This window comes from Pseudomonas sp. RIT-To-2, from assembly GCF_029623465.1.
Taxonomy (GTDB): domain Bacteria; phylum Pseudomonadota; class Gammaproteobacteria; order Pseudomonadales; family Pseudomonadaceae; genus Aquipseudomonas; species Aquipseudomonas silvicola.
This window is the reverse complement of sequence record NZ_JAPYKM010000029.1, coordinates 61,152-83,019: the sequence shown is the minus strand read 5'-3', so window position 1 is coordinate 83,019 and position 21,868 is coordinate 61,152. Positions and strand designations below refer to the sequence as shown.

16 protein-coding genes and 2 pseudogenes are annotated in these 21,868 nt (G+C 62.9%); 15 read left to right on the top strand and 3 right to left on the bottom strand.

Annotation, left to right across the window (positions count from 1 at the left end; translation table 11 throughout):
- The first annotated feature begins 176 nt into the window (after positions 1-176).
- The 13 genes and pseudogenes from QBK88_RS22465 (at position 177) to QBK88_RS22410 (ending at position 16,682) form a co-directional block, all read left to right on the top strand.
- Positions 177-1,241 carry a pilus assembly protein PilM gene (locus tag QBK88_RS22465; protein ID WP_268146015.1) on the top strand — a complete coding sequence of 355 codons (1,065 nt, stop codon included), beginning with the start codon at positions 177-179 and terminating at the stop codon, positions 1,239-1,241.
- On the top strand, positions 1,241-1,813 hold the full coding sequence (locus tag QBK88_RS22460) for a PilN domain-containing protein (RefSeq protein ID WP_277963761.1): 573 nt from the start codon (positions 1,241-1,243) through the stop codon (positions 1,811-1,813). Before QBK88_RS22465 ends, QBK88_RS22460 begins: the two co-directional genes overlap by 1 nt.
- Positions 1,810-2,469, top strand: a complete 660-nt coding sequence (gene pilO, locus QBK88_RS22455; protein WP_268146011.1) for a type 4a pilus biogenesis protein PilO — start codon at positions 1,810-1,812, stop codon at positions 2,467-2,469. The genes QBK88_RS22460 and pilO overlap by 4 nt, the downstream gene beginning before the upstream one ends.
- The gene (locus QBK88_RS22450) at positions 2,466-2,990 is read left to right on the top strand and encodes a pilus assembly protein PilP (protein WP_268146010.1); all 525 of its coding nucleotides are present in this window, start codon (positions 2,466-2,468) and stop codon (positions 2,988-2,990) included. Before pilO ends, QBK88_RS22450 begins: the two co-directional genes overlap by 4 nt.
- Positions 2,991-3,025: 35 nt before the next feature.
- Positions 3,026-3,410: pseudogene (locus tag QBK88_RS30950) on the top strand (AMIN domain-containing protein); the annotation flags it as partial.
- Between the two features lie 101 nt (positions 3,411-3,511).
- Positions 3,512-5,098 (top strand): annotated as a pseudogene (locus QBK88_RS22445) (type IV pilus secretin PilQ); the annotation flags it as partial.
- Positions 5,099-5,102: 4 nt separating this feature from the next.
- Positions 5,103-5,621: a shikimate kinase AroK gene (aroK, locus tag QBK88_RS22440; protein ID WP_268146008.1), complete on the top strand. Its 519-nt coding sequence runs from the start codon at positions 5,103-5,105 to the stop codon at positions 5,619-5,621.
- 131 nt (positions 5,622-5,752) lie between these two features.
- A complete protein-coding gene (gene aroB / locus QBK88_RS22435; protein WP_277963759.1) occupies positions 5,753-6,850 on the top strand; it encodes a 3-dehydroquinate synthase in 1,098 nt (365 codons plus the stop codon).
- Between the two features lie 14 nt (positions 6,851-6,864).
- Positions 6,865-8,487, top strand: a complete 1,623-nt coding sequence (locus QBK88_RS22430) for an AAA family ATPase (protein ID WP_277963758.1) — start codon at positions 6,865-6,867, stop codon at positions 8,485-8,487.
- A gap of 397 nt (positions 8,488-8,884) precedes the next feature.
- Positions 8,885-13,333 carry a glutamate synthase large subunit gene (gene gltB, locus QBK88_RS22425; RefSeq protein ID WP_277963757.1) on the top strand — a complete coding sequence of 1,483 codons (4,449 nt, stop codon included), beginning with the start codon at positions 8,885-8,887 and terminating at the stop codon, positions 13,331-13,333.
- Positions 13,334-13,365: 32 nt separating this feature from the next.
- Positions 13,366-14,784 carry an FAD-dependent oxidoreductase gene (locus QBK88_RS22420; protein WP_158154464.1) on the top strand — a complete coding sequence of 473 codons (1,419 nt, stop codon included), beginning with the start codon at positions 13,366-13,368 and terminating at the stop codon, positions 14,782-14,784.
- Positions 14,785-14,971: 187 nt separating this feature from the next.
- The gene (hemE, locus tag QBK88_RS22415) at positions 14,972-16,036 is read left to right on the top strand and encodes a uroporphyrinogen decarboxylase (RefSeq protein ID WP_176569690.1); all 1,065 of its coding nucleotides are present in this window, start codon (positions 14,972-14,974) and stop codon (positions 16,034-16,036) included.
- Between the two features lie 136 nt (positions 16,037-16,172).
- Positions 16,173-16,682: a cytochrome b/b6 domain-containing protein gene (locus QBK88_RS22410; RefSeq protein WP_277963756.1), complete on the top strand. Its 510-nt coding sequence runs from the start codon at positions 16,173-16,175 to the stop codon at positions 16,680-16,682.
- 124 nt (positions 16,683-16,806) lie between these two features.
- On the opposite strand, the gene QBK88_RS22405 is transcribed toward QBK88_RS22410, so the two are convergent.
- Positions 16,807-18,081, bottom strand: coding sequence for an MFS transporter (locus QBK88_RS22405; protein WP_445764980.1), 1,275 nt, complete (start codon positions 18,079-18,081; stop codon positions 16,807-16,809).
- Positions 18,082-18,202: 121 nt separating this feature from the next.
- Between QBK88_RS22405 and QBK88_RS22400 the strand changes: the two genes are divergently transcribed.
- Both QBK88_RS22400 and QBK88_RS22395 read left to right on the top strand, forming a co-directional pair.
- The gene (locus QBK88_RS22400; RefSeq protein ID WP_268146001.1) at positions 18,203-19,096 is read left to right on the top strand and encodes a LysR family transcriptional regulator; all 894 of its coding nucleotides are present in this window, start codon (positions 18,203-18,205) and stop codon (positions 19,094-19,096) included.
- Positions 19,097-19,175: 79 nt separating this feature from the next.
- On the top strand, positions 19,176-20,798 hold the full coding sequence (locus tag QBK88_RS22395) for a methyl-accepting chemotaxis protein (RefSeq protein WP_268146000.1): 1,623 nt from the start codon (positions 19,176-19,178) through the stop codon (positions 20,796-20,798).
- A gap of 129 nt (positions 20,799-20,927) precedes the next feature.
- Here QBK88_RS22395 and QBK88_RS22390 read toward each other — a convergent pair whose 3' ends face one another.
- Together QBK88_RS22390 and QBK88_RS22385 are read right to left on the bottom strand one after the other, a co-directional pair.
- Entirely contained in the window at positions 20,928-21,374 is a 447-nt protein-coding gene (locus QBK88_RS22390) for an excinuclease (RefSeq protein ID WP_268145999.1), read from the bottom strand.
- A gap of 28 nt (positions 21,375-21,402) precedes the next feature.
- Positions 21,403-21,849: a hypothetical protein gene (locus tag QBK88_RS22385; RefSeq protein WP_268145998.1), complete on the bottom strand. Its 447-nt coding sequence runs from the start codon at positions 21,847-21,849 to the stop codon at positions 21,403-21,405.
- Positions 21,850-21,868 lie beyond the last annotated feature (19 nt).

The window sequence follows — 21,868 nt, the reverse complement described above, 5'->3', positions numbered from 1 at the left end:
TGGATTTCCAGATAAAAGAATGGGTTACGCGCAAGGCACGGCGGCAAGGGCAAAAGTGCTGGGCATTATAAGCATTTTTCGACACAGAGCGTTATTTGCGCTTCTGTCAAGACTGCTATTAAATGCTTCGTACTATAAGTGGTCCGTAAGTCACGGATAATGATAGGGAATCGGGCGTGCTTGGACTCTTCGGCAAGAAAGCGAATTCGCTTCTGGGGATCGACATCAGCTCTACATCGGTGAAGCTTCTGGAGCTCAGTCGCTCCGGCAACCGATACAAGGTCGAGGCCTACGCGGTTGAGCCCCTCCCGGCCAACGCGGTGGTGGAAAAAAACATTGCGGAACTCGAAGGCGTGGGCCAGGCCCTGGCACGCGTGCTGGTCAAGGCGCGCAGCAGCGCCAAGACCGCCGCCGTGGCGGTGGCCGGCTCGGCCGTGATCACCAAGACCATCGAAATGGACGCCGCGCTTTCCGAAGATGAAATGGAAAGCCAGCTCAAGGTCGAGGCCGATCAATACATTCCCTACCCCCTGGAAGAGGTCGCCATCGACTTCGAAGTGCAGGGCTATTCGGCGCGCAACCCGGAGCGAGTTGACGTGCTGCTGGCGGCTTGCCGCAAGGAAAACGTGGAAGTGCGCGAGGCAGCCCTTGCCCTGGCTGGCCTCACCGCGCGCGTGGTCGATGTCGAGGCCTACGCGCTGGAGCGGGCTTTCGGCCTGCTGGAGCCTGCCCTGGTGGATGGCGAGGGGCCGCTGACCGTGGCGGTGGTGGACATCGGCGCCACCATGACCACCCTGAGCGTGTTGCACAATGGCCGCATCATCTATACCCGCGAGCAACTGTTCGGTGGCCGCCAGTTGACCGAGGAAATCCAGCGCCGCTATGGCTTGTCCATGGAAGAGGCGGGCCTGGCCAAGAAGCAGGGCGGCCTGCCCGACGACTACGTGATGGAAGTGCTGCAGCCGTTCAAGGATGCGGTGGTCCAGCAGGTGTCGCGTTCGCTGCAGTTCTTCTTCGCCGCCGGCCAGTTCAATGACGTCGATTACATCCTGCTGGCCGGGGGCACTGCGTCCATCTCGGGCCTGGACCAACTGATCCAGCAGCGCCTGGGCACCCCGGCGATGGTCGCCAACCCCTTTGCCGACATGGCCCTGAGCAGCAAGGTCAACGCTGGCGCCCTGGCCAGTGATGCGCCAGCGCTGATGATTGCCTGCGGCCTGGCGTTGAGGAGTTTTGACTGATGGCGCGCATCAACCTGCTGCCGTGGCGCGAACAACTGCGTGAAGAGCGCAAGAAGCGCTTCCTGCTGGCCCTGGCCGGCGTGATGGTGGGCGGCATCGGCATCATTCTGCTCGCCGACCAGTACTACAGCCATGCCATCGACCGGCAAAACGCTCGCAACGCCTATATCCAGAAGGAGATAGCGGTGCTGGACGAGCGCATCAAGCAGATCGCCGAGCTCAAGGCCCGCCGAAAGCAACTGGTGGAGCGGATGAAGATCATCCAGGACCTGCAGGCCAACCGGCCGATCATCGGCCACCTGTTCGATCAACTGGCCCGTACGCTGCCGGACGGTGTGTATTTCACCGATGTGAAGATGACCGACAAGACTATTGCCGTGTCCGGCGCGGCTGAATCCAACAATCGTGTATCGGACCTGATGCGCAACATGGAAGCCTCGCCGTGGCTGAGCGCGCCCAGCCTGACCGAGGTCAAGGCCAAGCAGGGGGCCGACCAGCAGCCGCAGCAGAGCAACAGCTTCCAGTTGTCGGTGCGCCAGACCGTGCCGGGCGCCGAGGGGAAAGCCAAATGAATTTCTCCGAGTGGCTGGAAGGCCTGAAAAAGTTCAACCTCAGCGAACTGGACATCAACAACCTGGGCGGCTGGCCGCCGGCGATCAAGACCCTGGCCGGCGTGCTGCTGCTGATTCTGATACTGGCCCTGGGTTACAACTTCCACATCAGCGACATGGGCGACCAGCTCGAGCAGGCGCAGAACCAGGAGCAGACCCTCAAGGATCAGTTCGCCAGCAAGGCCTTCCAGGCGGCGAATCTGGAGGCCTACACCCAGCAGATGAAGGAAATGGAGATTTCCTTCGGCGCCATGCTCCGCCAGTTGCCCAGTGATACCGAAGTGCCTGGCTTGCTGGAAGACATCACCCGTACCGGCCTGGGCAGTGGCCTGGAGTTCGAGGAAATCAAGCTTTTGCCCGAGGTAACCCAGCAGTTTTACATCGAGCTGCCGATCCAGATCACTGTGACGGGCAATTATCATGACCTGGGCACCTTCGTCAGCGGCGTCTCCAGCTTGCCGCGGATCGTCACCTTGCACGATTTCGAGGTCAAGCCGGTGGTTGAAGGCAACACCACGCTGCTGCGCATGAACATAGTGGCCAAGACCTACCGCTACAACGATAGCGACAAGGCCAAGGCCCCAGGCCAGGTTCAGGACAAAGGGGCGGCCAAATGAGGGCAGTGTGCAGCCTTGTGCTGATCGCGTTCATCGCCCTGCTGGGTGGATGTGGCAATGGCGACTTCGATGACCTCAAGGCCTACATGAACGAGGTCAACGCGCGGCCCAGGGGCGCCATCGAGCCTATCCCGCAGTTCGCCCCCTACGAGCCCTTCACTTATCAGGCCGCTGCCCTGCGCAGCCCGTTCCAGCCGCCGGTCAAGATCGACCTGGCGCATCGCCAGAACGGCGGCAGGCAGGTCAAGCCCGACCCGGCCCGGGTCAAGCAGTTCCTGGAAGGGTTCAACATCGAACAGTTTGAAATGGTCGGCACGCTGGCCAACGAAACCGGCAAGTTCGCCCTGATGAAAGGCGCCGGTGGAGTTTACCGAATGAAGGTGGGTGACTACCTGGGCCGTAACGAAGGGCGAATCGTGTCGATCACCGATTCGCAGGTCGATATCGTCGAGATTGTCCCCGATGGCGAAGGCGGCTGGCTGGAACGGCCACGCACCATCACTTTGAAAGAACGCTCGTAACGGGCCTGGTCAAGCACGCATAGTGGAACTCGATAATGAATAGGATGCTTTCAGCCCTTGGTCTCACGCTATGGATGGCGCTGCTTTCGCCCGCCGTGATGGCGGCCACCCTGAAAACGCTGGATGTGGCGGCGTTGCCGGGGGACCGGGTCGAGCTCAAGCTGACTTTCGATACCCCGGTGCCTGCCCCGCGCGGCTACACCACTGACCAGCCCGCCCGTATCGCCCTGGACCTGCCAGGCGTGAACAATGGCCTGTCCACCAAGACCCGTGACCTGGGTGTGGGCAATGCCCGCAGCGTCACGGTGGTCGAGGCCAAGGACCGTACCCGGCTGATCATCAACCTGACCAACCTGGCGCCCTATGGCACCCGGGTGGAAGGCAACAACCTGTACGTGATGATCGGCCAGGGTGCCGGCAGCCTGGAGAGCAATGCATCGGCCCCCGCTCGCGCCAGCGTGCCCCCGCGCGCCGCCGTTGCCAGCGCAGCGCCCTCGCGGCCGGGGTTCGCCCAGCCGGCTGGCCGGGCCATTCGCAATGTCGACTTCCAGCGCGGCGCCCAGGGTGAAGGCAATGTGGTCATCGACCTCAGCGACGCCACCCTGAGCCCCGATATTCAGGAGCAGGGCAACAAGATCGTCCTGACCTTCCCCAAGACCCAACTGCCCGACCCGCTGCGGGTGCGCCTGGACGTCAAGGATTTCGCCACGCCGGTACAGTTCGTCAACTCTACTGCCTCGGCTGATACCGCCACCGTCACCATCGAGCCGGGCGGCACCTTCGATTATTCGGTGTTCCAGACCGACAACAAGCTGACCGTCAGCGTGCGCGAGGTGACCGCCGAGGACATCGCCCGCAAGAACGCCGACCGGTTCGTGTACACCGGCCAGAAGCTGTCACTCAACTTTCAGGACATCGACGTGCGTTCGGTGCTGCAGTTGATCGCTGACTTCACCAACCTCAACCTGGTGGCCAGCGACACTGTTCAGGGCGGCATCACCCTGCGCCTGCAGAATGTGCCGTGGGACCAGGCCCTGGACCTGGTGCTCAAGACCAAGAACCTGGACAAGCGCAAGGTCGGCAACGTGCTGCTGGTGGCCCCCGCCGCCGAAATCGCCGCGCGGGAGCGTCAGGAGCTGGAATCGCAGAAGCAGATCGAGGAGCTCGCGCCCCTGCGCCGTGAGCTGTTGCAGGTCAACTATGCCAAGGCGGCCGACATCGCCAAGCTGTTCCAGTCGGTCACCAACTCCAAGGCCACGACGGATGAGCGCGGCTCGATCACAGTGGATGAGCGCACCAACAACATCATCGCCTACCAGACCCAGGACCGCCTCGACGAGCTTCGGCGCATCGTTGCCCAACTGGATATCCCGGTACGCCAGGTGATGATCGAAGCGCGCATCGTGGAGGCCAACGTCAACTACGACAAGAGCCTGGGCGTGAGCTGGAGCGGTGCGACCAATGGTTCCGGCAACAACCGCTGGACGGTCGCCGGTACCCAGGCCACCGCCACCAATACCTTCGTCGACCTGGGCGCCAGCAGTGCCACGTCGGGCATCGGCCTGGGCTACGTGTCCAACAACCTGACGCTCGACCTGCAACTCAGTGCCATGGAAGCCAGCGGCAACGGTGAGGTGGTGTCGCAGCCCAAGGTGGTAACCTCCGACAAGGAAACCGCGCGGATCATCAAGGGTACCGAAGTACCCTACCAGGAATCCTCTTCCAGCGGCGCCACCTCGGTGTCGTTCAAGGAGGCCTCGCTCTCGCTGGAAGTGACGCCGCAGATCACCCCGGACAACCGGATTATCATGGACGTGAAGGTCAACAAGGATGAACCTGACTATGCCAACGAGCTCAATGGCGTGCCGCCGATCAAGAAGAACGAGGTCAAGGCCAAGGTCCTCGTCAATGATGGCGAAACAGTGGTAATTGGTGGCGTTTTCTCCAATACCCAAACAAAAACCACCGCGAAGGTGCCATTTCTCGGTGATGTGCCGTATCTTGGCCGCCTGTTTCGATCGGATACCGTGTCTGAGGAAAAAACCGAGCTGCTGGTGTTCCTCACTCCGCGTATCATGAATAACCAGGCGATTGCTGTGAGTCGTTGATTCCGTGCGAAATTTGATACTTGTTGGGCCAATGGGTGCCGGTAAGAGCACCATTGGTCGATTGCTGGCCAAAGAGCTCCGGTTGCCGTTCAAGGATTCCGACAAGGAAATTGAACTGCGCACCGGTGCGAACATTCCATGGATCTTCGACCAGGAAGGCGAAGCCGGTTTTCGTGACCGTGAGCAGGCCATGCTGGCCGAGCTTTCCGGCTACGATGGGTTGGTGCTGGCCACGGGCGGTGGCGCCGTGATGCGCGGCGAGAACCGCCTGACCATGCGTGCCGGCGGCCGCGTGGTGTACCTGCATGCGTCGGTGGCGCAGCAAGTTGGCCGTACCGCCCGGGATCGAAACCGGCCGTTGCTGCAAACCGCGGACCCGGCGGGCACCTTGCGCGCGCTGTTCGCGGTGCGCGACCCGCTCTACCGCGAGATCGCCGACCTGGTGGTGGAGACCGACGAGCGGCCACCACGCATGGTGGTACTGGACATTCTGGAGCGCCTGGCGCAGTTGCCGCCGCGCTGAAACGAATCGTCATGGAGCGCCGGCCCAAATGCGCTATTCTCGGCATCCTCCCGGCTTGCCAGTCGGGGGGCATGTCGACAGACAATAAAACCTGAGACAGGGCGTCGCGCCCGGCATCACTGTGGGGAAACATGCAGACACTTAAGGTCGAACTGGGCGAGCGTAGCTACCCGATCTACATTGGCGAAGGCCTTCTGGGCCAGCCTGAACTGCTGGCGCCGCACATTGCCGGCCGCCAGGTGGCCATCGTCACCAATGAGACCGTCGGCCCCCTGTATCTCGAACACCTGAGCCGCGCCCTGGGCGCCTACTCGGTGATGTCCGTGGCCTTGCCCGACGGCGAGGCCTACAAGAACTGGGAAACCCTGCAGCTGATCTTCGACGCGCTGCTCACTGCCCGGCACGACCGCCGCACCACCATCATCGCCCTGGGTGGCGGCGTGGTCGGCGACATGGCCGGTTTCGCCGCAGCCTGCTACCAGCGCGGCGTCGACTTCATTCAGGTGCCCACCACCCTGCTGTCCCAGGTCGATTCTTCGGTGGGCGGCAAGACCGGCATCAACCACCCGCTCGGCAAGAACATGGTGGGTGCCTTCTACCAGCCCAACGCCGTGGTCATCGATACCGCCAGCCTCAAGAGCCTGCCGCCGCGCGAACTGTCGGCCGGCCTGGCCGAGGTGATCAAGTACGGCCTGATCTGCGACGAGCCGTTCCTGGGCTGGCTGGAAGATAACGTGGACGCCCTGCGTGCCGTCGACCAGACGGCGCTGACCTACGCCATCAAGCGTTCCTGCGAGGCCAAGGCCGAAGTGGTGAATGCCGATGAGCGCGAGACCGGCGTGCGCGCCACCCTCAACCTGGGCCACACCTTCGGCCACGCCATCGAAACCCAGATGGGCTACGGCGTATGGCTGCACGGCGAAGCCGTGGCGGCGGGCACGGTGATGGCCCTGGAAATGTCCATGCGCCTGGGCTGGATCAGCCAGCAGGCCCGTGACCGCGGTATTCGCCTGATGCAGCGCGCCGGCCTGCCGGTGGTGCCGCCGGCGGACATGACCGCCGAACAGTTTCTCCAGCATATGGCCGTCGACAAGAAAGTGATCGATGGCCGCATGCGCCTGGTGTTGTTGCGCCACCTCGGTGAAGCCGTGGTGACCGACGATTATCCGACTGAAGTTCTTCAAGCCACGCTGGCAGCGGATTACCGCGCCATCGCGGCTTCGCTTTGAGGTAAGAGAGTTCCATGACACTGCATGCCGATGAGGCCTTTCTGGGCCACTACCAACTGGACCATGACCCCTTCGCGGCCCGGGTGCCGGGCTTCAAGTTTTTCCCGGCCCAGCGCAAGCCGGTGCTGGGGCAATTGCACCACCTGGCGCGCTATAGCCAGTTGCTGCTGGTGGTGACCGGCCCCGAGGGCAGCGGCAAGACTCTGCTGCGCCAAGCGCTGGTGGCCAGCACCAACAAGCAGTCGGTGCAAAGCGTGGTGGTCTCGGCCCGTGGCGCCGGCGACGCGGCCGCTGTGCTGACCCAGGTGGCCCAGTCCCTGAATGTGGCCAAGGCCGACACCCAGCACATCCTGGCCCAGGTGGTGCAACTGGCGCTGACCGGCCAGGAAGTCTACCTGCTGGTGGACGATGCGGAACAACTCGACGAATCCGCACTCGAAGCCCTGCTGACGTTGGCAGCCGGTACCCCGGAAGGCCGCCCGCACGTGTTCCTGTTCGGCGAGGTTTCGGTACTCGACGGGCTGGAACGCCTGAGCGCCGAGCAGGAGCTGTTCCACGTTATCGAGCTGCAACCGTACAGTGTCGAGGAAACCCGCGAGTACCTGGCCCAGCGACTGGAAGGGGCCGGGCAGGGAATCCAACTCTTTACCAATGATCAGATTTCCGACATTCACGAAAATTCGGAAGGCTGGCCAGGTGCGATCAACCAGGTCGCCCGTGATGCCATGATCGAGGCCATGATCGCCAGCCGCTCTGCGGTGAAGCGTCCATCTATGGGGTTCAAAATGCCGAAAAAACACGTACTGGCACTGACCGGGGTTGTCGTGGTTGCCGTGGCAGCAGCGGCCTTGCTGCCTGGCCACAAGGCGGCCAACGCCCCCACCGCGCCGGCCACCGAGCAGGCGCAGCTGCCGCTGGGCCAGGGCACGCCAAGCAACGCCCAGGCCAACCAGGATGGCAACGCCGCCATCGAATTCGCCGGCAACTCCAAACCCATGCCGCTGCCGCTGGTCGGCCAGTCACAACCGGTGATGCGTGGCCCGTTGGCCGAAGCCGCAGGCTCCGGTGACGGTGACGAAGGCACCCCGATCGCCAATGGCTCCACACCGCCGCCTACCGTGACCACGTCCGCGCCGCCGCCGGGCGTGCCGGCCGGCCCGGCCGCTACCCCTGTGCCGGTTCCGACCCCTGCACCCGTGGCCGCCGCGCGCCCCACGCCGGCCCCTGCGCCCGCACCTGCCCCGGCCCACAAGGCCCCGGTACAGGTCGCCACGGCCAAGCCGGAGCACAAGCCTGCCGAGAAGAAACCCGAGCCCGTGGCGGCTGCCAAGCCGGCTGCCGGCGGCGCTGGCGCGGGTTGGTACAAGGGGCAGGCGGCTGGCAACTACGTAGTGCAGATTCTGGGCACCAGTAACGAAGCCACTGCCCAGACCTACGTGAAAGAGCAGGGTGGCGAGTACCGTTATTTCAAGAAAACCCTGCAAGGCAAGCCGCTGTACGTGATCACTTACGGCAGCTTCCCGAGCCGCGATGCAGCAGTTGCCGCCATCAAGAACTTGCCAGCGAAGGTCCAGGCTGGTAAACCTTGGCCCAGAAGTGTCGCCAGCGTCCAACAAGACCTGGCATCGACGCGCTGAATGCCTCCAGGCCGTGACCCTACTGCGGACACGGCCTGGCCCGGTGGCACCATCCCCGCCACCCCGCTGAGCGTCTCCTGATACGACCACGAAGCTTGCTGCGCACCACGCGGCAGGCTTTTGCGTCCCAGACTGCCCCTGGTTACCCCCATTGCAGTCCAGGCTGATAAGCTTCAGACTCAAGCAACGTTGCTATCACAACCCATTGCTTAAAACTTATAGAATTGCGACATGATTTTGCGCGGTATCGCCGCTCAAATTTGTGGGCGACCCTGTCGCTGTGTACAATGACCTCCCTTTTGCCCCTGCAAAGCTGGCGTACGTTCGGCGCGGTTGGTAAGCGGTTGAATTGAAAAGAATTTGCCTCCACAGGAGGCAGCCTGGTGAGAAAGTGTCTATGAAAACAGGTCTGTACCAACCCGATGAATTCAAGGACAACTGTGGTTTTGGGCTGATTGCCCATATGACCGGCGAGCCCAGTCACCACCTGTTGCAAACAGCCATCGAAGCGCTGACCTGCATGACCCACCGCGGTGGGATCAACGCGGACGGCAAGACCGGCGACGGTTGCGGCCTGCTGATGCAGAAGCCCGACCAGTTCCTGCGCGCCATGGCCCAGGAAACCTTCGGCGTCGAGCTGCCCAAGCAGTACGCCGTGGGCATGGTGTTCCTGAACCAGGACGACGCCCGCGCCGAAGCTGCCCGCGAAAACATGAACCGCGAGATTCTCGCCGCTGGCCTGAAGCTGATCGGCTGGCGCCAGGTGCCGATCGACACCAGCGTGCTCGGCCGCCTGGCCCTGGAGCGCCTGCCCAAGATCGAACAGGTGTTCATTGGTGGTGAAGGCCTGAGCGATCAGGAATTCGCCATCAAGCTGTTCAGTGCCCGTCGCCGTTCGTCGGTGGCCAACGCCGCCGACACCGACCACTACATCTGCAGCTTTTCGCACAAGACCATCATCTATAAAGGCCTGATGATGCCGCGTGACCTCGCGGCCTTCTTCCCGGACCTGAGCGACGAACGCCTGCAGACCGCCATCGCGGTCTTCCACCAGCGTTTCTCCACCAACACCCTGCCGAAGTGGCCGCTGGCGCAGCCTTTCCGGTTCCTCGCCCACAACGGCGAGATCAACACCATCACCGGCAACCGCAACTGGGCACAGGCCCGTCGCACCAAGTTTGCCAACGACCTGATCCCGGACCTGGAAGAGCTCGGCCCGCTGGTCAACCGCGTGGGCTCCGACTCATCGAGCATGGACAACATGCTGGAACTGATGGTCACCGGCGGTATCGACCTGTTCCGTGGCGTGCGCATGCTGATCCCGCCAGCCTGGCAGAACGTCGAGACCATGGACCCCGACCTGCGGGCGTTCTATGAGTACAACTCCATGCACATGGAGCCGTGGGACGGCCCGGCCGGCATCGTGATGACCGAAGGTCGCCACGCCGTCTGCCTGCTGGACCGCAACGGCCTGCGCCCGGCACGCTGGGTCACTACCAAGAACGGCTACATTACCCTGGCGTCGGAAATCGGCGTGTGGGACTACAAGCCCGAGGACGTCATCGCCAAGGGCCGCGTGGGCCCGGGCCAGATCTTCGCCGTGGACACCGAGACCGGCCAGATCCTCGACACTGACGCCATCGACAACCGCCTGAAGTCGCGCCACCCGTACAAACAGTGGCTGCGCAAGAGTGCCCTGCGCATTCAGGCCACCATGGAAGACAACGACCACGGCTCGTCCTTCTACAGCCCGGACCAGCTCAAGCAGTACATGAAGATGTACCAGGTCACCTTCGAAGAGCGTGACCAGGTGCTGCGCCCGCTGGGCGAGCAGGGTTACGAGGCCGTGGGTTCCATGGGTGACGACACGCCGATGGCCGTGCTGAGCCAGCGCGTGCGCACCCCGTACGACTACTTCCGCCAGCAGTTCGCGCAGGTCACCAACCCGCCGATCGACCCGTTGCGCGAAGCCATCGTGATGTCCCTGGAGATCTGCCTGGGCGCCGAGCGCAACATCTTCCAGGAGTCGCCTGAGCACGCTTCGCGCGTGATCCTCAGTTCGCCGGTCATTTCCCCGGCCAAGTGGCGCTCGCTGATGAACCTCGACCTGCCGGGCTTCTCCCGCCAGATCATCGACCTGAACTACGACGAGAGCGTGGGGCTGGAAGCAGCCGTGCGCAACATTGCCGACCAGGCCGAAGAAGCCGTGCGCGCCGGTCACACCCAGATCGTGCTGAGCGACCGCCACATTGCCCCCGGCAAGTTGCCGGTTCACGCTTCGCTGGCCACCGGCGCGGTGCACCACCGCCTGACCGAGAAAGGCCTGCGCTGCGACAGCAACATCCTGGTTGAAACCGCCACCGCCCGCGACCCGCATCACTTTGCGGTGCTGATCGGCTTCGGTGCCTCGGCGGTCTACCCGTTCCTGGCTTACGAAGTGCTGGGCGACCTGATCCGTACCGGTGAAGTGCTGGGCGACCTCTACGAGGTGTTCAAGAACTACCGGAAGGGCATCACCAAGGGCCTGCTCAAGATCCTGTCGAAGATGGGCATCTCCACGGTCGCGTCGTACCGCGGTGCACAGCTGTTCGAGGCCATCGGCCTGTCCGAGGAAGTCTGCAACCTGAGCTTCCGTGGCGTGCCAAGCCGCATCAAGGGCGCGCGTTTCGTCGACATCGAAGCCGAACAGAAAGCCTTGGCCACCGAAGCCTGGAGCGCGCGCAAGCCGATCCAGCAAGGCGGCCTGCTGAAGTTCGTGCACGGTGGCGAATACCACGCCTACAACCCGGACGTGGTCAACACCCTGCAAGCCGCCGTGCAGCAGGGCGACTACGAGAAATTCAAGGAATACACCGCGCTGGTGGACAACCGCCCGGTGTCGATGATCCGTGACCTGTTCAAGGTCAAGGAGCTGGACACCCCGCTGGCCATCGACGAGATCGAGCCGCTGGAAGCCATCCTGAAGCGCTTCGACTCGGCGGGTATCTCCCTGGGCGCGCTGTCACCGGAGGCCCACGAGGCCCTGGCCGAGGCCATGAACCGCCTGGGCGCACGCTCCAACTCCGGTGAGGGCGGCGAAGATCCTGCCCGCTACGGCACCATCAAGAGCTCCAAGATCAAGCAGGTTGCCACCGGCCGTTTCGGCGTGACCCCTGAGTACCTGGTCAACGCTGAAGTGCTGCAGATCAAGGTAGCCCAGGGCGCCAAGCCGGGCGAGGGCGGCCAGTTGCCAGGCGGCAAGGTCAACGGCCTGATCGCCAAGCTGCGCTATGCGGTTCCAGGCGTGACCCTGATCTCGCCACCGCCGCACCACGACATCTACTCGATCGAAGACTTGTCGCAGCTGATTTTCGACCTGAAACAGGTCAACCCGCAGGCGCTGGTTTCGGTGAAACTGGTGGCCGAGGCGGGCGTGGGCACCATCGCCGCTGGCGTGGCCAAGGCCTATGCCGACCTGATCACCATCTCCGGCTATGACGGCGGTACCGGCGCATCGCCGCTGACCTCCATCAAGTACGCGGGGGCACCGTGGGAACTGGGCCTGGCCGAGACCCACCAGACCCTGCGTGGCAACGACCTGCGCGGCAAGGTGCGGGTACAGACCGACGGCGGCCTGAAAACCGGCCTCGACGTGATCAAGGCAGCCATCCTCGGCGCCGAGAGCTTCGGCTTCGGCACCGCGCCGATGATCGCCCTGGGCTGCAAATACCTGCGCATCTGCCACCTGAACAACTGCGCCACCGGCGTGGCTACCCAGAATGACAAGCTGCGCAAGGACCACTACATCGGCACCGTCGACATGGTCATCAACTTCTTCACCTATGTGGCAGAAGAGACCCGCGAGTGGCTGGCCAAGCTGGGCGTGCGCTCGCTGGGCGAGCTGATCGGCCGTACCGACCTGCTCGAAGTGCTGGAAGGCCAGACCGCCAAGCAGAACCACCTGGACCTGACGCCGTTGCTGGGCAGTTCGCACATTCCGGCCGACAAGCCGCAGTTCTGCGAAGTGGACCGCAACCCGCCATTCGACCAGGGCTTGCTGGCCGAACAGATGGTCGACCTGGCCAAGGCTGCCATCGTCGGCAAGACCGGCGGTGACTACAGCCTGGATATCTGCAACTGCGACCGTTCCATCGGCGCGCGCATCTCCGGCGAAATCGCCCGTGCCCACGGCAACCAGGGCATGGCCAACGAGCCGGTGACCTTCCGCTTCAACGGTACCGCTGGCCAGAGCTTCGGCGTATGGAACGCCGGTGGCCTGAACATGTACCTGGAAGGCGATGCCAACGACTACGTGGGCAAGGGCATGACCGGCGGCAAGCTGGTCATCGTTCCGCCAAAAGGGAGCCCGTTCAAGACTCAGGAAAGCGCCATCATCGGCAACACCTGCCTGTACGGCGCCACCGGCGGCAAGTTGTTCGCCGCGGGCACCGCGGGCGAGCGTTTCGCCGTGCGCAACTCCGGTGCCCACACCGTGGTGGAAGGCACTGGCGATCACTGCTGCGAATACATGACCGGTGGTTTCGTCTGCGTGTTGGGCAAGACCGGCTACAACTTCGGCTCCGGCATGACCGGTGGTTTCGCCTACGTGCTGGACCTGGACAACACCTTCGTTGACCGCGTCAACCACGAACTGGTGGAAATCCAGCGCATCAGCGGCGAAGCGATGGAGGCCTACCGTAGCCACATCGAACGCGTGCTGGCCGAATACGTGGCAGAAACCGACAGCGAGTGGGGCCGTAATGTCTGGGAAAACCTGGACGACTACCTGCGCCGTTTCTGGTTGGTCAAGCCCAAGGCTGCCAGCTTGAAATCGTTGCTCACCAGCACCCGTGCCAACCCGCAGTGATATGCGCCTGAAGAAGTTGATGAGGTTTTAAAATGGCTGAACGTCTGAATAATGACTTCCAGTTCATCGAGGTCGGGCGCAAGGATCCGAAGAAGAAACTGTTGCGTCAGCGCAAGAAAGAGTTCGTGGAAATCTACGAACCCTTCAAACCCCAGCAGTCGGCCGACCAGGCCCACCGCTGCCTGGGTTGCGGTAACCCGTATTGCGAATGGAAGTGCCCGGTGCACAACTTCATTCCCAACTGGCTGAAGCTGGTGGCCGAGGGCAACATCCTGGCCGCCGCCGAACTGTCGCACCAGACCAACACCCTGCCTGAAGTGTGCGGCCGGGTGTGCCCGCAGGACCGCCTGTGCGAGGGTGCCTGCACCCTGAACGACGGTTTCGGCGCGGTGACCATCGGTTCGGTGGAGAAGTACATCACCGACACCGCCTTCGCCATGGGCTGGCGCCCGGACATGTCCAAGGTCAAGCCGACTGGCAAGCGTGTCGCCATCATCGGCGCCGGCCCTGCCGGCCTGGGCTGTGCCGACGTGCTGGTGCGCGGCGGCGTGACCCCTGTGGTGTTCGACAAGAACCCGGAAATCGGTGGCCTGCTGACCTTCGGCATCCCCGAGTTCAAGCTGGAAAAGACCGTGCTGAGCAATCGTCGCGAAGTCTTTACCGGCATGGGCATCGAGTTCCGCCTGAACACCGAGGTGGGCAAGGACGTGACCATGGAGCAACTGCTCGAAGAATACGATGCCGTATTCATGGGCATGGGCACCTACACCTACATGAAGGGCGGCTTCCCGGGTGAAGACCTGCCGGGCGTGCACGACGCACTCGACTTTCTGATCGCCAACGTCAACCGCAACCTGGGCTTTGAAAAGTCGCCGGAAGATTTCGTCGACATGAAAGGCAAGAAGGTCGTGGTACTGGGCGGCGGCGACACCGCGATGGACTGCAACCGCACCTCGATCCGCCAGGGCGCCAAGGCCGTTACCTGTGCCTACCGCCGTGACGAAGCGAACATGCCGGGCTCGCGCAAAGAGGTGAAGAACGCCAAGGAAGAGGGGGTGAAGTTCCTCTACAACCGCCAGCCCATCGCCATTGTCGGTGAAGACAAGGTCGAAGGCGTGAAGGTGGTCGAGACCCGTCTTGGCGAGCCTGATGCCCGTGGCCGTCGCAGCCCCGAGCCGATCCCCGGTTCCGAAGAGATCATCCCGGCCGACGCTGTGGTCATCGCCTTCGGTTTCCGCCCAAGCCCGGCGCCGTGGTTCGAGCAGTTCAGCATCCAGACCGACAGCCAGGGCCGCGTGGTTGCCCCGGAACAAGGCAAGTTCAAGCACCAGACCAGCAACCCGAAGATCTTCGCCGGCGGCGACATGGTCCGCGGTTCGGACCTGGTGGTAACGGCGATATTCGAAGGCCGCAACGCCGCCGAAGGTATCCTGGACTACCTGGAAGTGTGATGCCCCCTGTGGGACCGGGTGAAGTTCGGGAAACAGGCATCACGCAGTCCCAGTGACTCCGCGGGGCGGCCTTCCCGAGCTTCGCCCGGTCCCACAAATCGCCCCGATAGATAAAAGGCACGGCCCACGCCGTGCCTTTTGCGTTCCAGTCTGGGAAAATGCCGGCACTTATCTGCCGGATGCTCCCATGACTGCCCTGAAGAACGACCGTTTCCTCCGTGCCCTGCTCAAGCAACCTGTCGACGTCACCCCGGTGTGGATGATGCGTCAGGCCGGTCGCTACCTGCCTGAATACCGCGCCAGCCGCGCCAAGGCCGGTGATTTCATGAGCCTGTGCATGAACCCGGCGTTCGCCTGTGAAGTCACCCTGCAACCGCTGGAGCGCTACCCGCTGGATGCGGCCATCCTGTTCTCCGACATCCTCACCATCCCCGATGCCATGGGCCAGGGCCTGTACTTCGAGACCGGTGAAGGCCCACGCTTCAGGAAAGTGGTCAGCACCCTGGCCGACATCGAAGCCCTGCCTGTCCCCGATCCGCAAAAGGACCTGGGCTACGTGATGGATGCCGTCAGCACCATCCGCCGCGAGCTCAACGGCCGCGTGCCGCTGATCGGCTTCTCGGGCAGCCCCTGGACCCTGGCCACCTACATGGTCGAAGGCGGCTCGTCGAAAGACTTCCGCAAGACCAAGGCCATGCTCTACGACAACCCCCAGGCCATGCACCTGCTGCTGGACAAGCTGGCCCAGTCGGTCACCAGCTACCTCAACGGCCAGATCCTGGCTGGCGCCCAGGCGGTGCAGATCTTCGACACCTGGGGCGGCAACCTGTCGGCCGCGGCGTACCAGGAGTTCTCCCTGGCCTACATGAAGAAAATCGTCAGCGGCCTGATTCGCGAACACGAAGGCCGCAAGGTGCCGGTCATCCTGTTCACCAAGAACGGCGGCCTGTGGCTGGAAAGCATCGCCGACGCTGGCGCCGATGCGCTGGGCCTGGACTGGACGTGCGACCTGGGCGAAGCCCGTCGCCGCGTGGGCAACAAGGTGGCCCTGCAAGGCAACATGGACCCGACCGTACTGTACGCCAAGCCCGAAGCCATCCGCGCTGAAGTGGCGCGCATTCTGGCTAGCTACGGCAACGGCACGGGCCACGTGTTCAACCTGGGCCACGGCATCACCCCGGAAGTGGACCCGGAGCATGCTGGCGCCTTCATCAACGCGGTGCACGAGTTCTCGGCGCAGTACCACCAGTAAGCGCGTCCTGAAATCAAAAACGCCCGGCCCATGCCGGGCGTTCTTGGTACGGGCGTCATAAAAATTCACGATCAAGAAGCATTTCCATCTGGCATTTGCGGTAGCATTCCGTCTCCGCAAAAAAGGTGGCCTAATCATGGCATCGAAAATCTATTCACCGGTCCAGGTGCTGCTGCACTGGCTGTCGGCAGCGTTCATCCTCTGGGCGTTGGTGATGGGCTTCTCGGTGATGCTGCTGGACGTCACCCCGGGCTTCAAGGCGACCATCGCCGGTCTCAACGTTTCCCTGTCGATCTTGTTCATTCCCGTGTTCGCCCTGCGTACCTGGTTGCGTCTGGCGCATGTACGCCGCTACGGCCACCGCCCGGGCGAACAGGTGGCCGGGGTTATCCACAACGTCATCTACGCCGTCACCGCCCTGGTGCTGCTGACCGGGGTGCTGATGATGAACCGGCCCATCCAGGTGTTCGACTGGCTGACCCTGCCGCAACCCATCCTTGACCCCGAGTGGGATCACCGCTTCCACACCCTGCACGCAGGCTGCAATGTGCTGCTGGGGCTGCTGGTGGCGTTGCATGTGCTGGCGGTGGTCAAGCATGAAGCGGTGGGGAAGCCGGTTCTGCGGCGTATGCTGGTCACTCGCTAAACGCCAGGACATTGCTGCTACAAGGCTCGCGCGAGCCGCGGCGGACCTGGCCGCATCAGGTACACCGCATGTGCCGCCAACGCGGCCGGGTCCGCTGCTACACGGCCGACGCACAACTTTCCAATCAGGCTTTGCCCAGCCCCAACGGTGCCAACTTCGCCAACCGCGCCGCTACCATCAACGCCACCACCAGCAATACCCCGATAAACGCCCCAACCCCATTCCACCCGCCATAGTTCCAAGCCACCCCGCCCAAGGTTCCCGCCACGCTGGACCCCGCGTAATAACTGAACAGGTACAGCGATGAAGCCTGCCCCTTGGCCTTGGTAGCCCGCCGCCCGATCCAGCTGCTGGCCACCGAGTGCGCGCCGAAGAAGCCGAAGGTGAACATCAGCATGCCGATGATGATCACCGGCAGCGGGCTGAGCAGGGTGGCCAGCAGGCCGGCGAACATCAGCGTGATGCTCATCCAGAACACTTTGCGCCGGCCATGCTGGTCGGCCAGGGCGCCGACCTTGGCCGAGCTGTAGATGCCCGCCAGGTACACCACCGACAGCAAGCCCACCAGCGCCTGGCTCATGTGGTAGGGGCCGGCCAGCAGGCGGTAGCCGATGTAGTTGAAGAGGGTGACGAAGGCGCCCATCAACAGGAAGGCTTCGAGGAACAGCCACGGCAGGCCGGCGTCCTTGAAGTGCATGGTGAAGCCTTCCAGCAGGCCGCGCGGGTTCATTTTGCGCGGGCGGAAGTTGCGCGACTCCGGGAGGATTTTCACGAACACCAGGGCGGCGATCAGCGCCAGGCCACCGATGACCAGCATCGCTGTGTGCCAGCTGACGAAGTCGATCAGCACGCCGCTGATCAAGCGTCCGCTCATGCCGCCGATGGCGTTGCCACCGATGTACAGGCCCATGGCAAGGCCAATGTGCTGGGGGTGGATCTCTTCGCTCAGGTAGGTCATGGCCACGGCCGCCAGGCCACTGAGGGACAGGCCCGTCAGGGCCCGCATTACCAGCACGCCTTGCCAGGTGGGCATCAAGGCGCTGGCCAGGGTGCACAGGGCTGCGGCGAACAGCGCGAAGACCATCACCGGCTTGCGGCCAATGGCGTCGGAGATAGGCCCGGTGATCAGCAGTCCGATGGCCAGCATGCCGGTGGACACTGACAGAATCAGGCTGCTTTGCGCGGCATTGATGCCAAATTCGTGGGACAGGATCGGCATCATCGGCTGCACGCAGTACAGCAGCGCGAAGGTGGCGAAACCACCGGAGAACAGCGCCAGCACGGTGCGCATGAACAGCGGCGTGCCTTTCTCTATGTAGGCCTCGCTCAGGTGCGCGGCGACGTCGGCGAGGGCGGTAGGGGGTATTGCTTGATGCTGGGGTGCAGCGGCAGTTTTCACGCGGGGCCTCGGCAGGGTGCGACCGAAAAGAAGGTAGGAAAAAGCTTATAGCTGGCTAATCATTCTTTCCAATATATTGTTCGACCTGTTTGATAGCTTTTACGACCTAATCGAGGGCGCCATGGAACTGCGACACCTGCGTTACTTCATTGCTGTGGCCGAAGAGCTGCATTTCGGCCGTGCAGCAGAGTTGCTGGGCATCTCCCAACCGCCGCTCAGCCAGCAGATCCAGGCGCTTGAACAAGAAGTAGGGGCGCGGCTGTTCGAACGTACCAACCGTCGGGTGGCGCTGAGTGAAGCGGGGCGATTGTTCCTGGAAGAGGCGCGGCTGGTGCTGGCGCAGGTCGACAAGGCCGCGAACGTGGCCCGGCGTGCGCAGTTGGGCGAGCTGGGGGAGATGAAGATCGGCTTCACCTCATCGGCGCCGTTCAATTCAGGCATTCCCAAGGCGATCTACGCGTTTCGCCAAGCCTTCCCGGCCGTGCACCTGAACCTCGAAGAAATGAGCAGCAAGGGCGTGGCCGATGCATTGGTGGATGAGACCATCGAGGTGGGGCTGATTCGCCCGTTGCCACTGCCTGATTCGCTGACCTGGGTAGAACTGTTCAGCGAGCCTCTGGTAGCACTGCTCAATGCCGACCACCCCCTGGCCCAGGGCAGTGAAGAGGGCTTGTACATGAATGCCCTGGCCGAGGAGCCGTTCGTGTTCTTCCCGCGCAGCTATGGCAGCGGCTTGTACGCGCAGTTGATCAGCCTGGCCACCCAGGCTGGCTTCAGCCCGCACTTCGCCCAGGAGGCAGGCGAGGCCATGACCATCATTGGCCTGGTGTCGGCGGGCCTGGGGGTGTCGGTGCTGCCGGCCTCTTACCAGTCCATGCGCATCGAGGGGGTGGTATACCGCAAATTGCTAGACCCCGAGGCGGTGACGTCGGTGTGGCTGGTGCAACGCAAAGCCAATACATCCGCGATGGCCAAGGCTTTTGTCGACATCGTGACGCGGCAGTCAAGCCGTTAACAAATGGTCGGAACGGTACGTTCAAGTTGCAGTGCGCCAGGCCGATGACTACAGAGCGAGTTATCCTCCTGGAGCCCCTATGAACGTTCGTCAGCTGCGCATCTCAACCCGTGCTTTCCTCAGCTTTGGCCTGATCAGCCTGCTGATGCTGGGCTTCGGTCTGTTTTCCATGAACCAGATCACGCACATGCGTGAGGCGGTCATTCATACCGAAGAGGTTTCCCATGCCGGCACGCGTTGGTTGGGCAGCATTCGTGACAACTCCCTGGGCATTCGCGTACTCACCTTTCGCCTGATGCTCAACCGTGACCCGGCCGTGCTGCGCCCGGCGCTGGACCGCATGACGTTCCTGCGTGGCGAACTGGACAAGGCACTGCAGGGCTACACCCCGATCGTGCCTGAAGCGGCGCGCTCACAGTTCACGCAGATGCAGAGCGTGGTCTCCCGTTATCAGGAGCAACTGACGCGCTACCAGGCGCTCTCGGACCAGGGCGACACCCAGGGCATGCTGGCGCTGCTCAACGGCCCGATCCAGGACCTGTCCGATCAGACCGGCAACCTGTTCAACGAGCTGGTGAAGATCAACCTGCAGGAATCGGGGATCTACACCACGGCGGCCAAGGCCCGTTATGAGACCGCGATACAGACCACTATCGCCGTGCTGGCCATTGTCTTCCTGCTGACCGTGCTGCTCGCCTGGACCTTGACCCGCAGCATCGTCAAACCGCTGGAAGAGGCGGTCACCGCTGCCGGGCGTATCGCCAAGGGCGACCTCACCGGGCGCATCAATGTCGAGGGTGAGGATGAGGCTGCCGACCTGCTGAAGTCGTTGGTCAACATGCAGAAAAGCCTGATCGATACCCTGCGCCTGATCGGTGATTCGTCGCACCAGCTAGCGGCCGCTTCGGAAGAAATGACCGCCATCACCAACCAGACTTCCGGTGACCTGAACAATCAGAACGCCGAGATCCAGCAGGCCGCCACCGCCGTCAACGAGATGACCGCCGCGGTGGAAGAAGTGGCGCGCAATGCCGTGTCCACCGCCGATGCTTCCAGCGCCTCGACCAAGACCGCGCAACTGGGCCGCGAGCGTGTCGATACCACCATCACCGCCATCCAGCGCATGGGCAAGCGGGTGGAAGATGCCTCCGAGCAAGTCAAGGAACTGGCGGCTCACTCCCAGGATATCGGCAAGATCCTCGATGTGATTCGTGGGGTAGCCGAGCAGACCAACCTGCTGGCCCTCAACGCTGCCATCGAGGCGGCCCGTGCGGGCGAGGCGGGCCGTGGTTTCGCGGTAGTGGCCGATGAAGTGCGGGCGCTGGCTGGCCGCACCCAGACCTCAACCCAGGAAATCGAACAGATGGTCGCTGCCATCCAGCAGGGTACCGCCAAGGTGGTGGAAACCATGCAGGCCAACAACGACCAGGCCCTGTCCACACTGGACACCGCCAAGACCGCCGGCACCGCCCTGGACGAAATCGCTGCGGCGATCTCGCTGATTCACGAGCGCAACATGGTCATCGCCAGCGCCTCGGAAGAACAGGCCCAGGTCGCGCGCGAGATTGACCGCAACCTGGTCAACATTCGCGACCTGTCTATCCAGACGTCCGAAGGGGCGGGGCAGATTGATGAAGCCAGTCAGTCGCTGTCAGGCTTGTCCCATGACCTGAAGAACATGGTGGGGCGCTTCCAGCTCTGACCGCAGGGCGCGGGCCTGCTCAGGCAGGCACCGCGCCTCTGAATCGGGTGTGCCGCCGACGCGGCCTTGCGGCCACTTCCATAAAGGTCTGACAGGGACGCGTCCTGGCGGCGGTTGGTACGGCAGGGCTTACTGCACCTTGCTCAAATCACCCTTGAGCGCTACGCCGCCAATGAATGCGCCAGCATGGCATTCATAGTTGTTGGCATCGGCGTGGGCATTGGATTTGTAGTAGCTGACGATATTGGTCACGGCGTTGGCGCCGACTTTCTTCGCTGCTGAATCCAGGGTCAGGATGGCCGACTGCAAGGCCCATTCACAGGCTTCGGTGTCGGACTTGTTGAAGGCGTTGGTCTTCTTGTTGGTGATGGCATTCGGGCTCACCACGGTGACCTTGCCACGCGGCTGGTTGCCCGCCAGGTAGTACTTCACCGAACCATCGATCTTGCCTTCGGCGGTCATCTGCGCGACTACTTTCTGGAACGGCAGGTACAACTGCGTGTCACGGGCCTGGCTGATGCCGGGCAGTGCGAGCAGGGCCACGGTAGCGGCGGCAGCCCAGTGTTTGATGTACATGGTGTCTTTCCTTTTACGGGGTATGAAATCAGTGGGTGGCAGCCGTGCCTTGCAGCTCGGCCACGTCGCGTTCGGTCTGCGCGTCGCGTTGTTCACCCTTGAGTTTGCGCATGATGCTGCGGTCCAGCAGGATCACCCAGCGGTTGTAGTTGCGGTTGATCTTGCCGTCCCTGTAGCTCAGCTCCTGGCTGTCGCGGTAGTTGATGCGGTAGTGGTTGGCGTCGTAGGCGATGTCGACCGTGGCGCTGTACTTTTCCCGCACGTTCACCTGGGCGCGGATCACATCGGGGCCGATGCTTTCCACGGTCCACTTGCGGGCGCTCAGGGTGCTGAGGATGGCCTGCTTGACCTGCTCCTTGCTGGTGTTCAATGTCACTGGGACGGCGCGGTCAGGAGTAATCAACTTGCGATTGGTGCAGGCGGTGACGCTGGCCAGCATCAGCACGACCAGCAGCAGGCGTAGCATGGAAGACATTCCATTTTCTCCAGGTTTC

What these genes read in the sequence shown, in the direction of transcription:
- QBK88_RS22430 (WP_277963758.1), top strand. Translation starts at nt 6,865, where the DNA reads ATGACACTGCATGCCGATGAGGCCTTTCTGGGCCACTACCAACTGGAC.
- pilO (WP_268146011.1), top strand. Translation starts at nt 1,810, where the DNA reads ATGAATTTCTCCGAGTGGCTGGAAGGCCTGAAAAAGTTCAACCTCAGC.
- aroB (WP_277963759.1), top strand. Translation starts at nt 5,753, where the DNA reads ATGCAGACACTTAAGGTCGAACTGGGCGAGCGTAGCTACCCGATCTAC.
- QBK88_RS22420 (WP_158154464.1), top strand. Translation starts at nt 13,366, where the DNA reads ATGGCTGAACGTCTGAATAATGACTTCCAGTTCATCGAGGTCGGGCGC.
- hemE (WP_176569690.1), top strand. Translation starts at nt 14,972, where the DNA reads ATGACTGCCCTGAAGAACGACCGTTTCCTCCGTGCCCTGCTCAAGCAA.
- QBK88_RS22390 (WP_268145999.1), bottom strand. Translation starts at nt 21,374, where the DNA reads ATGTACATCAAACACTGGGCTGCCGCCGCTACCGTGGCCCTGCTCGCA.
- QBK88_RS22395 (WP_268146000.1), top strand. Translation starts at nt 19,176, where the DNA reads ATGAACGTTCGTCAGCTGCGCATCTCAACCCGTGCTTTCCTCAGCTTT.
- gltB (WP_277963757.1), top strand. Translation starts at nt 8,885, where the DNA reads ATGAAAACAGGTCTGTACCAACCCGATGAATTCAAGGACAACTGTGGT.
- QBK88_RS22460 (WP_277963761.1), top strand. Translation starts at nt 1,241, where the DNA reads ATGGCGCGCATCAACCTGCTGCCGTGGCGCGAACAACTGCGTGAAGAG.
- QBK88_RS22400 (WP_268146001.1), top strand. Translation starts at nt 18,203, where the DNA reads ATGGAACTGCGACACCTGCGTTACTTCATTGCTGTGGCCGAAGAGCTG.
- QBK88_RS22410 (WP_277963756.1), top strand. Translation starts at nt 16,173, where the DNA reads ATGGCATCGAAAATCTATTCACCGGTCCAGGTGCTGCTGCACTGGCTG.
- QBK88_RS22385 (WP_268145998.1), bottom strand. Translation starts at nt 21,849, where the DNA reads ATGTCTTCCATGCTACGCCTGCTGCTGGTCGTGCTGATGCTGGCCAGC.
- QBK88_RS22450 (WP_268146010.1), top strand. Translation starts at nt 2,466, where the DNA reads ATGAGGGCAGTGTGCAGCCTTGTGCTGATCGCGTTCATCGCCCTGCTG.